Source organism: Nocardiopsis alba DSM 43377, from assembly GCF_000341225.1.
In the GTDB taxonomy this organism is placed as follows: domain Bacteria; phylum Actinomycetota; class Actinomycetes; order Streptosporangiales; family Streptosporangiaceae; genus Nocardiopsis; species Nocardiopsis alba.
In genome coordinates, this window is sequence record NZ_ANAC01000002.1 from 31,168 (window position 1) to 46,411 (window position 15,244).

At 67.2% G+C, this 15,244-nt stretch carries 17 protein-coding genes; 8 read left to right on the forward strand and 9 right to left on the reverse strand.

Going from position 1 to position 15,244, the window contains the following annotated elements:
* Positions 1–49: 49 nt before the first annotated feature.
* Together D451_RS0101740 and D451_RS0101745 are read right to left on the reverse strand one after the other, a co-directional pair.
* On the reverse strand, positions 50–1,405 hold the full coding sequence (locus D451_RS0101740) for an MFS transporter (RefSeq protein ID WP_017533197.1): 1,356 nt from the start codon (positions 1,403–1,405) through the stop codon (positions 50–52).
* 159 nt (positions 1,406–1,564) lie between these two features.
* Complete coding sequence (locus tag D451_RS0101745) at positions 1,565–2,029, reverse strand: GNAT family N-acetyltransferase (RefSeq protein ID WP_017533198.1); 465 nt, start codon at positions 2,027–2,029, stop codon at positions 1,565–1,567.
* Between the two features lie 166 nt (positions 2,030–2,195).
* Between D451_RS0101745 and D451_RS0101750 the strand changes: the two genes are divergently transcribed.
* Complete coding sequence (locus D451_RS0101750; protein WP_026124742.1) at positions 2,196–4,718, forward strand: tetratricopeptide repeat protein; 2,523 nt, start codon at positions 2,196–2,198, stop codon at positions 4,716–4,718.
* Between the two features lie 234 nt (positions 4,719–4,952).
* On the forward strand, positions 4,953–5,114 hold the full coding sequence (locus D451_RS27765; RefSeq protein WP_017533199.1) for a hypothetical protein: 162 nt from the start codon (positions 4,953–4,955) through the stop codon (positions 5,112–5,114).
* Positions 5,115–5,209: 95 nt separating this feature from the next.
* Here D451_RS27765 and D451_RS0101760 read toward each other — a convergent pair whose 3' ends face one another.
* Positions 5,210–5,566, reverse strand: a complete 357-nt coding sequence (locus tag D451_RS0101760; RefSeq protein ID WP_017533200.1) for a nucleotide pyrophosphohydrolase — start codon at positions 5,564–5,566, stop codon at positions 5,210–5,212.
* 470 nt (positions 5,567–6,036) lie between these two features.
* Positions 6,037–6,303 carry an AbrB/MazE/SpoVT family DNA-binding domain-containing protein gene (locus D451_RS0101765; RefSeq protein ID WP_017533201.1) on the reverse strand — a complete coding sequence of 89 codons (267 nt, stop codon included), beginning with the start codon at positions 6,301–6,303 and terminating at the stop codon, positions 6,037–6,039.
* A 289-nt stretch (positions 6,304–6,592) separates the two neighbouring features.
* Between D451_RS0101765 and D451_RS0101770 the strand changes: the two genes are divergently transcribed.
* From D451_RS0101770 to D451_RS0101780, 3 genes are all read left to right on the forward strand, one after another.
* A complete protein-coding gene (locus D451_RS0101770) occupies positions 6,593–7,006 on the forward strand; it encodes an NUDIX domain-containing protein (protein ID WP_017533202.1) in 414 nt (137 codons plus the stop codon).
* A 473-nt stretch (positions 7,007–7,479) separates the two neighbouring features.
* A complete protein-coding gene (locus tag D451_RS0101775) occupies positions 7,480–8,064 on the forward strand; it encodes an HD domain-containing protein (protein ID WP_017533203.1) in 585 nt (194 codons plus the stop codon).
* 222 nt (positions 8,065–8,286) lie between these two features.
* Positions 8,287–9,129, forward strand: a complete 843-nt coding sequence (locus D451_RS0101780) for a phosphotransferase (RefSeq protein ID WP_026124743.1) — start codon at positions 8,287–8,289, stop codon at positions 9,127–9,129.
* A 130-nt stretch (positions 9,130–9,259) separates the two neighbouring features.
* On the opposite strand, the gene D451_RS0101785 is transcribed toward D451_RS0101780, so the two are convergent.
* Positions 9,260–10,201, reverse strand: coding sequence for an NADP-dependent oxidoreductase (locus D451_RS0101785; RefSeq protein ID WP_241463273.1), 942 nt, complete (start codon positions 10,199–10,201; stop codon positions 9,260–9,262).
* Between the two features lie 765 nt (positions 10,202–10,966).
* Between D451_RS0101785 and D451_RS26990 the strand changes: the two genes are divergently transcribed.
* Complete coding sequence (locus D451_RS26990) at positions 10,967–11,317, forward strand: hypothetical protein (protein ID WP_017533207.1); 351 nt, start codon at positions 10,967–10,969, stop codon at positions 11,315–11,317.
* Positions 11,318–11,528: 211 nt separating this feature from the next.
* Here the strand turns inward: D451_RS26990 and D451_RS0101800 are convergent, their stop codons facing one another.
* The 4 genes from D451_RS0101800 to D451_RS0101815 form a co-directional block, all read right to left on the reverse strand.
* The gene (locus tag D451_RS0101800; protein WP_017533208.1) at positions 11,529–11,717 is read right to left on the reverse strand and encodes a DUF397 domain-containing protein; all 189 of its coding nucleotides are present in this window, start codon (positions 11,715–11,717) and stop codon (positions 11,529–11,531) included.
* A complete protein-coding gene (locus D451_RS0101805; RefSeq protein ID WP_017533209.1) occupies positions 11,710–11,919 on the reverse strand; it encodes a DUF397 domain-containing protein in 210 nt (69 codons plus the stop codon). Before D451_RS0101805 ends, D451_RS0101800 begins: the two co-directional genes overlap by 8 nt.
* A gap of 225 nt (positions 11,920–12,144) precedes the next feature.
* Positions 12,145–12,336 carry a DUF397 domain-containing protein gene (locus D451_RS27145; protein WP_017533210.1) on the reverse strand — a complete coding sequence of 64 codons (192 nt, stop codon included), beginning with the start codon at positions 12,334–12,336 and terminating at the stop codon, positions 12,145–12,147.
* Positions 12,337–12,344: 8 nt separating this feature from the next.
* Entirely contained in the window at positions 12,345–13,178 is an 834-nt protein-coding gene (locus D451_RS0101815; protein ID WP_014910936.1) for a helix-turn-helix domain-containing protein, read from the reverse strand.
* An 802-nt stretch (positions 13,179–13,980) separates the two neighbouring features.
* On the opposite strand from D451_RS0101815, the gene D451_RS0101820 reads away from it, so the two are divergent.
* Together D451_RS0101820 and D451_RS0101825 are read left to right on the forward strand one after the other, a co-directional pair.
* Positions 13,981–14,319 carry a hypothetical protein gene (locus D451_RS0101820; protein WP_241463274.1) on the forward strand — a complete coding sequence of 113 codons (339 nt, stop codon included), beginning with the start codon at positions 13,981–13,983 and terminating at the stop codon, positions 14,317–14,319.
* Entirely contained in the window at positions 14,309–15,142 is an 834-nt protein-coding gene (locus D451_RS0101825) for an SAM-dependent methyltransferase (protein ID WP_026124744.1), read from the forward strand. The genes D451_RS0101820 and D451_RS0101825 overlap by 11 nt, the downstream gene beginning before the upstream one ends.
* Positions 15,143–15,244: the final 102 nt, after the last annotated feature.

Consider the following 15,244-nt stretch of genomic DNA (forward strand, 5'->3'; position numbering starts at 1 on the left):
TCACTCGTTCCCCCCAGGTCGATTCGGGCGCAGGCTAACAGGTCGAGGGTCAGGGGCCCTTCGGCGACTCCTCCCGAGAACGCGTGTCCTCGGAGCGCTCACCGTTCTCCACGTCGAGCTCCTCGGCCTCCGCGTTCCGCCGCACCGCCCAGGTGAAGTCGATGGACTCGGGGACCAGTCGGGACAGGACCAGCGAGGCCATCGCCACCACCAGCGCGAGCACGGACAGCAGGGCGACGGCGGTGGGGATGCTCCACAGGTCCCACAGCAGCCCGAACGAGCCGGTCGTGACCGCGGCGCCGAACAGGGTCACCACCGTCACCGCCGAGAACATCGTGTTCCGGTTCGCGTCGGTGAACATGAGCTGGCTCCACACCCCCGACAGCACACCGCCCAGACCGATCAGGAACTCGGCGAGCACCAGCCCCACCACCAGCGGGATCACGTCATAGGCGGCCAAGAGCAGGGGGAGGGCGATACCGCTCGCCACCACCGGCCCCCACAGATGGGGGCGGTCCCGGTCCACCCAGCGCGCGCAGGCGGCGCCGGCCATCAGGGCCAGGCTCATCACCAGCAGGACCAGACCGTTCAGCCGCACGTCCTCGCCGCCGTACTCGGCGGCCAACAGGGGCTGCCAGGCGACCACGAGGAGCATGGTCGCGACCATCAGCGCGGACGCGAGCAGTACCAGCGGGAGGAAACGGCGCGAGGCGACCAGGACCACCGACTCCACGAGGATCGCGCCGACCCGACGGTCCGGGTCGACCGGCGTGGTGGGGAAGCACTTCGGCGCGAGCAGGGCCAGGACCAGGAGCAGGACGCCGCCCACGGCCACCAGGGGACCGGCGGACAGCCACGTGCCGGCGATCATCACCGAGGCCGCGCCCAGGACCGAACCCAGCCGCGTGGAGACCGCGGAGATCCGGACGATCCGCTCGATACGGGCGGTGCGGTCCGTCGTGCCGACCCGGTTGACCAGGATCGCGCTCAGGGTGCCGGACTTCAGCGAGGCACCGACGTGGCCCAGACACATGCCCACCAGGGTCAGGACCAGGCCCGAGGCCATACCGATGGTGAGGAGCCCGACGCCCCAGAACACGAGGCCGACCGTCAGCAGACGACGGTGTCCGTACCGGTCGCCCAGGGCGCCGCTCGGGGCCTCCATCAACAGCCCGATGACCTGGCCCGCCGCGATGATCGCGCCCACCATCCACGGGTCGGCGCCGCGGGCGAGGATGACTGTGACGAAGACGGCGCCGTAGACGAAGTCGGCCAGGGTGGACAGGCTCGTGTAGACGCCCAGCCGGGCGAGGAGGGAGACCCTGCCGTCGCCGGGGGAGGCCGTGGGGGTGGCGGGCTCGGAGGTGGAAGGACCCGGGGTCTCGTGTCGGGGGGACGTGGTCATGGCCGGACCGCTTCCGTCGGGACCCGTGCTCGGGCCGTGCGGGTTTCGCCGACGGTAACAGTGCCCGTCCCGGCACTCCACGTGTTTTCAGATGCCCGAGGGAGGGGTCCGGAAGAGCCGGCCGCTCGGCGCCCGGTCGAGTCCCTTGAGAACGGTGGCTCAGGTCAGGGGCCGGGACCAGGCGACCTCGCGGTCGAGCTGCCCGGTCTCCTTGAACAGCCGTACCTGGTGGGTCTCGCTCAGGACGTTCGCGAGTTCGTACCGGTCGGCCGGCGCGCAGCCCAGGCTCCGCCAGAAGGGGCCGGAGCGGCGGCTGAACAGCCAGGCGGTGGAGGCGCCCTCCTCCGCGGCCTTCTCGAAGGCGAACCGGGCGAGGGCGCTCCCCTTGCCGGAGGAACGGTGCGCGGGGTGGACCGCGACGCTTCTGATGAGCGCGTGGGCGCGGTCGTCGCCGATCTCGTAGCCGGTACTGGCGATGATCGCGCCGTCGTCGTCACGCTCGACCCACAGGCGGACGGTGGGGGAGTCGAGTCCACTGAGGGTCAGGTCCACGACCTGGAGAAACTCGGCGAGCGCCGGGGCGTCGTGCGCGCTCACCTTGTTCAAGGTGGTGCTGATGCTCATGGTCCGAGTAGATCACCCGGGCCTCCGCGGCCGGCGAGCAGGTGGCCGCGGGCGTTCGAGATGAGACCCGACGACCCTTCCGACCGCGTACGGGCCGGGATCGCGTGTTCGGGAGCGCGTCAGCATACTCGTAAGGGTCCCCGCCCCCCGGCCAGGAGAAGCCACCATGCTCGACGGTTCCTCGGATCGCTCCGTCTCCAACTCGATGAGGGACGTCCACGGTGGGCTGGTCATCCAGATGCGTGACCAGTTCGGGGAGATCCACCTTCACCAACAGCGGCCGGACGAGACCGTCCCGCTCCCTCCCGTGCACGAATGGCCCCGGTGCGGGGACACGGCGCCCGAGACGGTCGGGGTGCACCCCACCAGACAGAGTGAGGGGCTCCCACCTCTCCCGCCGTACGTGCTCAGGGAGACGGACCGGGAACTCCGCGCGAGGATCCGGGACGCGAAGCGGGGAGGGTTCGTACTGGTCACCGGACCCTCCAGCGTGGGGAAGACCCGTGCCGCGTTCGAGGCCGTTCGGGCGGAGCTGCCCCGCCACACCTTCCTGGCCCCGGCCGAGAACGCCGATCTGAGCGGACTCCCCGCGCTGGCCGGGACCCGTCGGCTTCGGTCGGGTCTGGTGCTGTGGTTGGACGACCTCAACCGCTATCTGTCCCGCGACTCCGTGAACCTGTCCCTCCTGAACCGGCTGATCGAGGCCCGGGTCACCGTGGTGGCCACCATCAACAACAAGGCGCTCAAGGCACAGTTCGATCGGGTCGATGGGACGAGCGACACCGTCCGCCTGCTCAGGGCCGCCGACCCTCTGCCGATCGGGCAGGTCTGGACGGCGGACGAGGTCGATCGGGTCTCCGAGGCGAAGGATGAGCGCTTGGAGGCGGCTTTGACCGCGCAGGAGGGGAGCCCACGCGTCGCCGAGTATCTGGTGGCGGGCCCCCAGGTATTGCGGGACTGGCGTGTGGCCCGCGAACCCGGCGACGACGGTCACCCCAGGGGGTACGCCCTGGTGGCCGCGGCGCTCGATCTGCGTAAGACCGGGCTGTGGAGGCCGCTGTCACGAGAGCTGTTGGAGGAGCTGCACCACCTCTATCTGAGGGAGGACACCGACCCCGAACCGTTGGAGGAGGCCTGGCGTTGGGTGAGCGAGCTACGGTACGGAGTCGCCCGCCTGCTCGTTCCGGACGACACCGGGCCCGGCCTGTGGGACCCCTACTACTACCTCCTGGAGACGGCGCACCGATTCGATGAGGAGGAGATCCCCGAACAGGTGTGGGAGGCCGCCGAGGGACGGCTTCGAGAGGTCACCGATCGCATCTCCTACGGCATGCGGGCCGTGGCCCATGACCGGAAGGAGTACTGCGTACGGGCGCTGCGACCGCTCCCCGTCGATGAGCTGGTCCGGGCGGCCGTCATCGCGGGGAGGAGGGGGCACACCGACATGACCAGACTGGCGTTCGACCTGGCACTGGACATTGACGCGGGCACCGCCCACTACTACGTCGCGCTCCACTACTGGGATGAGGGGCCCACGGACGAGAACATCGGCATCCTACGCAGATCCGCCGAGCACGGGAACCTCGACGGTATGAGCATGCTCGCCCTCTACCTGTTCCTCCGCAAGCGCTATGAGGAGGCCCGGCCGTGGTTCCTACGGGCGGCAGAGGGCGGAGACGTCAGGGCCATGACCCTGGCGGCGCTGTACGCCGAGCGTGAGAAGGACCCCGATGAGGCCGAGAAGTGGTACCGGGCGGCGGCCGAGGCCGGGGGCGCTTCGCAGATGCACGAACTCGGCATCCACCTACTCCGATACGCAGACCGAGAGGAGGCCGTGGGTCGCCTCAGGGAGGCCTCGGCGAACGGCTATGCTCTCGCCACCTGGGCTCTGGCCGAGCTGATGTTCCAGGACGGAGATCACGATGAGGCCGAGCGGCTTCGTCAGAGTGTTCCCGAAGCGGAGCGAGCGGAGCTGATCGTCGAGATCGCCGAGGTCCTCGGACCGATCATGTACTTCCATGAACGGTGGGACGACGTGGAACGACTATGGCGTGCCGCGGCGGAGGCGGCCCCCGATCAACCGGGGCCGCGTGTGGGCCTGGGGTGGTTTCTCCACAGGAGAGAGCGCCACCAAGAGGCGATCGCGGAGGTGAGAGGCCTCGCCATGAAGGGGGACGAGGACGCGATGCTGCTCCTCTCCTCATGCTTGGAACACACCGACAGCAGGTTCATGGGGCGTGGGTGGTCGAACCTGTGGTTCCGCTCCAGGTACAAGAGCTACTACAGGAAGGTCAGGCTCCACGTCATCTGTGCCTGCGCCGCGTTCCTCGTTCCCGAGGCGCTGCTGTTGGGCGCGCTGACCTCCCAGGACACGAATCCGGTTCGAACGCCGCTCCTGGTGGCCGGCCTCGCTGTGTTCCTCGTGGTCCTGACCGTCCCCTACCTGTTCCGCAGGGGCGGGTTCTTCCTGCCCCGACCGGTGGCGACCCTGGCCGCGGTCGGTACGTCGATCGTGGGCCTGGCCCCCGCTCTGATCCTGGGGCCGGAGGCCGGTGCCTGGCTGCTTCTCGCCGTGCCCGTGGTCCCCTTCGCTCTGAGGGCGATGTCCGAGCACCTTGTCGTCGACCTGGGCTCCGTCGACGACGAGGAAGAGGGGGAGAAGGAGAGGGACACGAGCCCGTCCGAGTGACCGCCTGCGCCGTGGGCGCGGGACCTTCCGGCCGGGAAACTGTTCCTACCGGTCGGTCTCTTTCCTATGACAGGTCTCTTTCAGCAGAGTCTTGAGATCGTCGGTTCCTGTGAGGGGAAATCCTTGAACAGAGCACTCATCTATTAAAGTTTAAAGCTTTATACTTTAATGGATCGTATTTCTGTGAAAGGAAAGCACCGATGGCCACATGGGAAGAGGAGCACTGGCAGTCCAGTGTGGCCTCCGGCGTGCCCCGGTCCGCGCGGCGCGACCGCCTACCTGGCCCGTGAGGTGCTGGAGTTGATCACGATGGCCGAGCGCGCCTTGGCCAGTACCAGGTTCGACACACGTGTCTCGGCCCCCGGCCGTTCCGTGCCGGCGCGGCCGCAGGTCTGAAGGCGGAACGTCCACCTGCTTCGTGCCGGATTGGTGTCGCGGAGGCATCCACGCGCTGTGAGAAGTAGCGGGCGAGCCCGGACGGGAAACTGTTCCTACCGGTCGAGGTCGGTGTACTTGGTGGCCGTGCCGTAGGCGCGGTCGACGGGGTACCTGGTGTCGTTGAGGTCGATCTTGTCCTTCAGGGCCTGTTCGAGGTCCACGTCCAAGACGGTCGCCAGGCGCAGGAGGTAGGAGAGGACGTCGGCCATCTCCTGGCGTACGGCCTCGGCCTTGGCGGGGTCCTCCATGACCGTCTGGGATTGTTCGGGGGTCAGCCACTGGAACTCGGCGGCGAGCTCGCCCGCCTCACCGGCCAGCGCCATGGCCAGGTTCTTGGGGGTGTGGAACTGTTCCCAGTCCCGCCGCCGCGCGAAGTCGGCCAGGGCGAGCTGAAGCGAGGAGATGGACATGGTCGAGGGATATCACGCTTGAGCGGGGACGGCCCACTCGGACCGGAGAGGGGGAGGGAGTGTCCGGACGTCCTGGCGGCTCGGAGGTCCGGGCACGGGTCTTCGACATGACCTGAGGAGATCTGAGTGGGTACACCCACTCAGATCTCCTTACGTTTCGAGCTCAGGGAGGGCCTGGGCTGAAGATGGCGTGAGTGCCGACCCGACGCCAGATCACGTGCGGCTTGCCTGGGAAGCGTTCGTCTCCGTACTCCCATGTGGCTCGACCATCAGGTGCCCAAGTCATCTCGTAGACACCCGGAGCGCCCTGGACGCCCTTGACCCGAAGGCTGGGGCGGAACTCCCCTTTCTGTACATCGGGCGCGAACTCGCCCGTGACCACACGCCGAAAGCGCGTGACCTGCTCCCTGGTCAGTTTCTTGAAGTCCGCCTTGAAGCGGGGGGTGGTAGCGAACGTGGCCAACGGATCTTCAGCGCTCCTGTTCAAGAGCGTCGAACATCGACTCCGCGTCCTCGAACTCCTCGGTCCGACCGGCAGCGATCTGCTCACTGGCCTCCCGTTCACCCTGCTGCCACTCCCGGTCCCAGAACCAGGCCTGATCAGCCGGGACCACGGTCATGCCGCGCAGTACGACCTGACCGTCCTCACCGATCTCGAATTCGACCTCGTCGCCTTCACGGATGTGCAGCGCCTCGGTGACCTCCCGAGGCAGAGTGAGCTGGTTCTTACGACGCATCACCGAACGTCGACGTCTCTTCTTCGTGTCCTTCACTTTCGAGGACCTCTCTGTCGTGCTGCGCCGCTTCCCCAACCGGCGGCACCTTGTCTCAATCCTACAGTCAGAAAGTCGGATTTTCCGAAGCCTTGGCGATTCACTTTGGACCTGCCGAGTCTGCGAGCGTCGTTCACCCCCGTGATCGACGGCCACCGCATTCTCCGGATGACGATCGGAGCGGTGCTCACACCTGTGCTCGGCGCACCCGTTCGTCTTCCGGCGGCCGACGGAAGACGTCTACTGTGGCCGCATGCGAGTCGACGACCGGTCTCGTGGCGCGGTGGCCATCATCGCCAACGCCCGCGGAGACCTCCTGCTGCATCTGCGCGATGACCTTCCTCAGATCGCCTGGCCCGGTCATTGGTCGGTGCTGGGCGGTGGGTGCGATCCGGGTGAGAGCCCACGTCAGACGATCGTGCGCGAACTGGACGAGGAGGCCGGGTTGGTCGTCGAGGACTTGGTCGAGCTGTTCGAGGTCCCCGATGTTCACGGGTCCGGGCGGCTTCTCACCTTCTACGCCGGAGTGTGGGACGGAGACGCCGAGGCCCTGCCGCTGACCGAGGGGGTCAAGCTCGCCTGGGTCGCCCCCGATCTTCTCGACACCCTGCTGATGCCGCCCTTCATCCGTACCGCGCTCTATCGCTATCTGGAGGATCGTTCCTGACCACGGCGTTGGCCTGAACGCGGTCGGCTTCGAACGGGAGGGCGAGGGGTGTCGGTTTTGTCTGTTTCTCGACAACATGCAGAAATGACGGGTCGGCCGGGATAGCGTTGCAGGTCAGAAAGACTGCTCCCCGCGCACGCGGGGATGGACCCTACGTGACCGCGTACCTGGACGAGAACCCGCACTGCTCCCCGCGCACGCGGGGATGGACCCTCGTCGTGGCCCTCGGTCGCCTTGGTCGTGGGGTGCTCCCCGCGCACGCGGGGTTGGACCTCACTCCTGTCCACGTTCATGACAGTCCCTACCCCTCATCCGTAAGCCAGGTATGCCAACGAAGAGGATCGCGGACGACCTGATGAGGTCGGTGGCCCGGATGCTTTCGGAGGGCGCGATCTCGCCCCGGTCGAAGCGCGAACTCGAAGAGGTGTCTTACGCTCTTCGCACGGTTCAACGGCGCTGGAAGGGTTTCCAGAATGGGCGAGCAGCAGGACGTGCGGGCACTGGACTACCTGTACGAGGCCGGTCTCCTCAAACGCTACAAGCGGACCGGCTGGGTCGTTGCCGGTGTCCCTGACCCGGAGTCGATAGCGGACCACTCGCACCGCACCGCCCTCACGGCGGCCGTCATCGCGGAGCTCGAAGGCGCGAACCCAGAGCGCGCCGCGTTCCTGGCCCTGTTCCACGACACTCAGGAGACTCGGCTGACGGACATCCCCTACATCGGGAAGCGGTACCTGAAGGCCTCCAGCAACGCGGAGGTGACCGCGGATCAGACAGCGGGGATGCCGGAGGGTCTCGCGCGGTTGATCGGTGGTGCGGAAGCGGAGTACGAGGCCAAGGAGTCGGCGGAGGCGCGATGCGCGAAGGACGCCGACAAGCTCGAATGCCTTCTCCAGGCCGTGGAGTACCGGGAGCAGGGGACGGACACACAGGCGTGGATCGACACGTCTCTCGCGGCGTTGAAGACCGACGGCGCGCAGAGGCTCGCGAAACTGGCGTTGGACCGGTCGCCGTTGGCATGGATGCACGAGGCGCGGGACTCCAAGCCCCCGAAGTAGCCGGACATGTAGGACGGACCCTGAACCTTGCGCACGCGGGGATGGACCCGATGTTGAGGTCAGACGCCAGGACGGCGCGTCCTGCTCCCCGCGCATGCGGGGATCCCTCATCCCACCCGACCACCCACAGCTCTCACCCCACGAAGCGAGGCCCGCACCACCTCGCCACCGGCGTCGCCGTAGGTCCCACTCGGGTCGCCACCCGCGTCATATCGTCGACCCATGACCACAGCTCAGGAGCTCGCCGGCCAACGTCATCGTGACCACATGCGGAACCTGCTCGTCCAGGCGGCCGAGGGGTTCGGTCTGACTCTGGTCGGGGAGCCGGTGTTCGGGTGGCGGGATCGCACCATCGGCGCTCCCGGACGCGGTCCGCACGGTGACCTGTGGGTGCGGGTCACCACCGAGTTCCCCGCCTGGGCCTCTGGTCGGGCCTGGACCGGTAACTCCGACGCCGACGCGCTCAGTGGGGTGCCGCGGCCCGAGGTCGTCGAGGTCACCGAGTGGGACGACCCTCCCCGCCGAGTTCGTGCCGAGGCCGCCACCCTGCTTCCCGGGGACGTCCTCTCGACCACGCGCTTCCTGCACGGGCGGCCCGAGGCGGGAGAACTCTGGTGGAGCGATCTACGCGACGCTCTCGACCGCCTGGCCGAACAGGACACGGATCGGGTCGCCGTCGACCAGGAGACCATCACCCGGCGCCTGCTGGTGTTCTTCGGCGACGCCATCGATCCGACCGTCACCCGTTGGACGACCGCCCACGGCGACCTGCACTGGAACAACCTGCTCGGCCCCGACCTGGGCGTCCTGGACTGGGAACTGTGGGGGAGCGGCCCGGCCGGTCTGGACGCCGCCACCCTGTACTGCCACAGCCTCACCCACCCCGAGACCGCCGAACGGGTGCGTCGGGCGTTCGTCGACCTGCTCGACACCCCCGACGGGGTACGCGCGCAACTGTTCGTCATCACCCGGCTGTTGTTGCGCATAGAGCGTGGCGATGACCCGGCGACCGCGCCTCTGCTCCACCGAAAGGCGCGCGAGCTCCTGGACGATCAGAGCCGCTAGCCCCCGCGTCCCGAGCTCTACGTGCCCTCCTGGCCCTTATCGGCCGCTCGTTCGCGATGGTGGGCCCCGGCGCGGTCTCCACCGCCCGGAGCCCATCGGAGCCCTCCCGTCCCTCGCGAACGACGTGTGGTCAGGACACCGACACGATGACCTTGCCGCGCGTGTGACCACCGGCGACGAGGTCCTGGGCGGCGGCGATCTCCGAGAGCGGGAACTCACGGGCGATCGGCACCCGGAGGCCGCCGTCGGCGATGGCGTCCATGACCTCTTGCAGCGCGTGCTCGAAGCCCGGCTCCCTACCGGTGACGAGGATCCCGCCCTGCTCGGGGACCTCGGGGTCCACGAGCGTCGCGATGGGGGCCGTCTCGCTCGAAAGTGCCCGGAGGTCCGTGAACTTCCCGCCGGTCACCAGGTCGAACGCCGCGTCGAAGGGGCGGTCCGTGGCGGCCCGCGCCCGGGCCTGCCAGCCCTCCCCGTACTCGATCGGGACGACCCCGAGTTCCCGCAGGTGCGCGTGGTTGGCCTGGGACGCCGTTCCGACCACCGTGGCCCCGCGGGCGATGGCGAGCTGGGTGAGGAAGGTGCCCACACCGCCGGACGCGCCGTCGACCAGGATCATGTCGCCACGGGACACCCCCGTGAGTCCGAGGGCCCGTACCGCGGTGCCGCCCCCGACCCCGATCGTCGCGGCGACGCGCAGGTCGACGGAGTCCGGGACGTGTACCAGTGTGGCCGCGTAGGTGTTCACCAGCTCGGCGGCCGCGCCGCTCGGGGAGAGGCCGGCCACCCGGTCACCGGGGGAGAAGCCGGTGACACCGGCCCCGACCCGTTCGACCGTCCCGGCGACGTCCATTCCGGTGATCGTGGTGCCCTGGAGCGGGCCGCCGTCGCCGAGCGTCCCGGCACGCATCTTGATGTCGACCGGGTTGACGCTCGCGTAGGAGACCCGGACCTGTACCTCTCCCGGCCCGGGCTCGGGGACCGGGAGTTCGGACACCTGGAGGACGTCGCTATCGCCGTATTCGGTGTAGAAGGCCGCGAGAGCCATGTGGACCACCCCTTCTCTGCTCATGTGTCGTCATGGTCCGAGGAAATCCGCACGTGGCGTGGGCCTCCTCGGGGTGCGGTCGGACCGCTCAATCGGAGTTCTGCCCCGGCTCTGTCATGGCGGACCCGGCCGTCCAAGCGCCGTCGACGGCGAGTTCGGCTCCGGTGGCCACGTTCGCTACCATCCCCCGCTTCAAGGCGGACTTCAATGAAATGGCCGGTGATCAGGTCGCTCGTTTCCGGAGTGACACCGGCCGGTTGCCCCCGCGCACGCGGGGATGGGCCCCGCCCGATCTGGTCGGCGCTCCCTTCCACCCTTTGCTTTCCGCGGGCACAGGGTGGGGCGGTGTTTTCAGGAGGTACACAACGCACTCACGGGGCTGAGGAGGGAGCCGGTCGTCGGGATGCGGTGTGGGGCGCCTGAGGCGCAGCGAAACCGCCCTCGTCCTCTTGGACGGACATGGCCACAAGCGGCCAGTGCGTCTATCTGCGCACGGTGTGAGTTAGGTCAAGGTTAAGGTTGCGCTCTCGACAGCGGGTACATAATGAGGGAACCTTGGGCGGCTCGGTTGGGGTACTGGAAGAAGCACCAGAAGCCGGATGGGCAGAAGGCTCTGGAGGAGTTCGACGCCATGGGGTGGAAGATCGAGAACCCTCCCAGGTACTACAGGGTCAAGTGCCCCTGCGGTGGTCACGCCAGATCGATCCATCTCACGCCCAGCAACCCCAGGTACTTCCAAGAAAGCATCCGATGGGCCAAACGGCAGAGTTGCATGAAGGAGGAGGATCGGTGACCGGCCAACTCGCAGTGATGGTGGGAACCAACCTTCACGTCAGCTTCTCTCACCCGGTCTCTCAGGACGAGTTCCACGACTACGCCGCCCGGCTGATGGATGAGCTGCTCGCGCTGGAGGAGTGCGACAACAGCATCACCGACTCCACAGTGAGCAGCGACGCCGACGAACGACTGTTCACGGTGGAGATCGTCGTCAGAACCGATGACCAGTTCGAGGCGTCGGAGAAAGCCTTTGCGACGCTGCGTGCGGCATTGCATGCAGCCGGCGCCGGAACGCCGGGGTGGCCCACCGTGGTTCGAACGGAAGGTCGGACGGGTCCCCTCGAGGATCTGATGTCCGCCTGACCCTGAACACGACGAACCCGCCCTGCTCGCCATACAGGTGAGCAGGGCGGTCGTATGTTCGGGGCTTCCTGAGGTCCGCTCATACGGGCCCACCACCGCATCACGGGCCGCAGGTAGCTCGGCGCGCTCCTGGGCCCTACGCGCGGGGTTGTTTTTGAGCATGGTGGGGCCCCGGGAGTTGGTGCTTCCGGGGCCTGGTTGGTTTTGGGGGTTATCGGGTGAGGGTGGTGAGGAAGGCTGCCCGTTCGTCGGTGGGGAAGGGCAGGTGGCCGTCCGTCCTTCGCTTGGTGTCGCGGATGGCGGAGGTGCCAGGGGTGTCAGCGACCTCGACGCAGTTTTGAGTGGTGGATCCGCTGTAGCTGGACTTGCGGAAGTTCAGGGGGTGGGTGGTTTCAGGCATGGCGGGCCTCCGTGCGGCGGGTGGTGGTGAGAAGTGCGGTCCATTCGCTGCTGCTGAAGGTGAGGTGCCCTGAGGTGGGGTTCTGTGAGTCACGGATGGCGGAGGCGCCGGGGACGTCGGCGACCTCGACGCAGTTCTGTCCGTGGGAGCTGCTGTAACTGGACTTGCGGAAGGTGAGGGCTTCGGCCTGGGGGAGGGGCATGGTTCATCGCTCCTGAGTCGGGTGCTGGGGGAGCCTCAGGGTAACCCTGTGGGTTCAGGAGAGGTAGAGAACAGTCGAGACCAGGTTCCCGTGCCCTTGGACCGATGCCAGAAACGAGTGCTTAGGTCCTTGGTCCTTCCCCGGGAAGAGACAAGAGGGGTAGAGTTCTCCTGGGAATAGGTGAAGGGCGTCGGAGTCTCTCCGGCGCCCTTCCTTTGCTTCTGGCTACTTCTTGGATCGCACCCCAGCAAGCAGCGCGCTCCACTCACCAGCGGAGATTTCCAGGTGTCCATCGGTCGGGTTCTGAGAGTCCCGCATAGCAGAGCCACCTGGAAGGTCCGCAACCTCGACGCAGTTGTTGCGGTCGCTGTAGCTGGACTTGCGGAAGGTCAGGGCTTCGGTCGGGAATAGGTTCATCGTCGGTCCTAGATCAGGTTCTTCAGGATCTGAAGGGATGCCTCAGGGTAACGCGCTGAGGCCCGGACATGGTCAAAGAGCCGGCCATATCGTTCCAGCTCATCGGGCTCTTCCAAGTACAGGCCGTCTGTGTCGGTCTCTAGGTACACCACGGGGCTGACGCCAGGAACGAACTCCAGGATTACGAACGGTCCTTGCAAGCCAGCGTGCATGCCGTTGGAGAACGGCAAAATCTGAAGGGTCACGGTGTTGTCGGCCTCAGCGACCGCGATCAGATGTTCCACCTGTTCCTTCAGAACGTCTTCGCGTTGGATGCGTAGAAGAGCGGCCTCATCGATCACTGCCCAAAGCTCGGGAGCGTCTGGTGCGGTGAGAATCTGCTGACGCTGTCGGCGGGTTTCGACGGCGCGCTCGATGTCAGGTGGACTCTGGTAGAGGCTGGCACGCATCAAGCTCTCAACGTAACGAGGGGTCTGAAGCAATCCCGGGATACGTGCGAGTTCATAAGTCCTGATACGGCGGGCCTCGCCTTCGAAGGCGACGAAGTCATCCGTGAACACATCGGTGTACTTAGACCACCAGCCCAGCTCACGAGCTTGCCGGGTGAGGTTGAGGATCGCCTCCCGACGTCGCTCGTCGGTGACTTCGTAGACATCGAGAAGTCCTCGGATCTCCATGACGGTGGGCTTCAGCCGCACACCGGTTTCGATGTTGCTGATCTTGCCCATCGACCACTCGGTGGCTTCCGAGACTTCCTCGATGGTCATGCCTGCCTCGACGCGGGCCTTCTTGATCTCGACTGACAGGCGCCGGCGTCGAATCGACCTGCGGTTGTCCGCCATATCGCCTCCTGAAGTGTCTCGACCTCGGATGTTACGGGTGGCCTCAGGGCTACGCGAATCGCTCATCTGTGAACCTTCTACTCATGAAGACAGTCCAGTTGAATATGGAGTACCTGAAGCAATTTCTCATGAAGACTTGAAAACCTGAAGCTTCAGGGTGACACTGGTTCCACCTATTCCCGCCGGACCTCCCATCCGGCTCCCTGAGAAGAGGTGTGCGCTATGGCGCCCCGTTCCCTGAAGCCCCCTGTCCGACGACATCGCCGTGCGGCGCGGCGGGTGAGGAGCTACGTCCTCGACCTGCTCGCCTCGGCCCCCGCTCCCTCACGTGCTCCTTCTCTGACTCCGGTGTTCGTGCCTCGGCCGCGTCGGCCTCTCGAAGCCCTCAGCACGGCAGAGGTCCCGTTGTTGGAGCGGGTGTTGACCGGGCTGCGGAACCTGCCGGAGGTGGCGTGACCATGATGGATATCCAGACCGAGGCGTTCCTATCCGCGCTCAGCGACGCGCTCCGACTCCCCGCTCCCGCCACGACCGGCAGGTCCGCCGGCACTTCCGGATCGTCTCGGTCGCCCAGCCCTTCGGTGCCCCTCTGCTCGCGTTCTCGTTCCGGGCCCGCTGGCTCCTCGCTCTCCTCAGTCCCGGCTGTCACTCCCGCTGCGCATTTGGGTGAGCATCACCCGGCTCTTCTTCGGGCGCGGGTGTGTCAGGCGCGGGCCGCGTTGTCGGTGGCTCTTTCCTCCGGTGATCTGACTGGGGCGGTCGCGATGCTCGACCGGCTCACCGAAGCCGAAGGGGTCGTCTCGTGAACAGGTCCTGCTTAGAAGCTCACCTGACCTCGGCCGGACGCACCCGCCGCTGCGTCCGCGCCCGAACACACGAGGGCGCCCATATGGACGAGTACGGCGACACCTGGGCTCCTCCCGCCCAAGTGCTCGCCGAGCTCACCTCCCGCTGGGGGCGTACGCACAAGATCGCCTGGACCGGTCGGTTCTGGCTGGCCACCCACCATCACCCTCGCGCTCCGTGGCGCAGCCAGATCGAACCCACCCCCGAACAGTTGGAATCGCGCCTGCGTGCCCACTACGGGATGCCGCCCGGCCCGCCGGTGGAGCGCACCAGGAGGAGGCGTGATGCGCGCTGAAACGCAGAAGCCTCCTGTCTGGGGCGCGGCCCGTAGCGGCACTTTGTTGGATCGTGAGGAATGGGCGTTGACCAACGCGGCCCGGACGTTCGACTACCTGGACTATGGCAAGGACTCGTGGAGCCAGGACCGCCATGTCGCCGTCAAGATGGCCGAAGCGTCGCCGGGGTTGGCGGGGCAGATGTTGGTGCACCGCAAAGCCCGCGAAGGCGTGGTCGACGCGGTCTGCCACTCCTTCCCCCAGGTGATCGATCTGGGCTGCGGGTTGCCGACGATGCGCCGCGCCCCGCACGAACGCGGCCGGGTGCTGTGGGGAAGCCGAGCCCGCACGGTCTATGTCGACCACGATCTCGCCGCCCTGGCGGCGGCGCGGGCGTGGTGGGAGCACCCGGCTCGGGTTCGGGGAGGCAACGTGCACGTGCTCGACCTGGATCTGAGGTTCCCGGAAACCTTGGTCAACGCTCTGGGCGAGCATCTGGATCTGTCGGTGCCGGTGGGGGTGCTCTCCACCCTGACCCTGGATCACCTCGAAGACGAAGAGGTCACGGGTCTGCTGGAGGCGCTGGCCTCCCGACTGGCACCGGGAAGCGGCTGGGGGATCACGCACCTGTCCGGGATGAACGGCGCCGCCGACGTCTACACCGGCCAAGCCCAAGAGCAGGGCGCGGACACCCGGCTGGTGGCACGCGAGGCGGACGGGCTGCGGAAGGTCTTCGAAGCGTCGGGGTGGCGGTGGCGCGCCTCGCCACCGAACGACCCGGGCAGGGGAGAACCGCCCATCGCCGCTCTGACCACTCTTACCGGAACCACTCGGTCCTGCTGATGCGGCTGTGGAAAAGCCCTGTGCCGCAAGGTGCGGAACACTCGGCCGGTGCCTCGGAGGGGCGCTCCCACGAGCGCCCTTCCGGGGCCCGCCCGCCTGGCT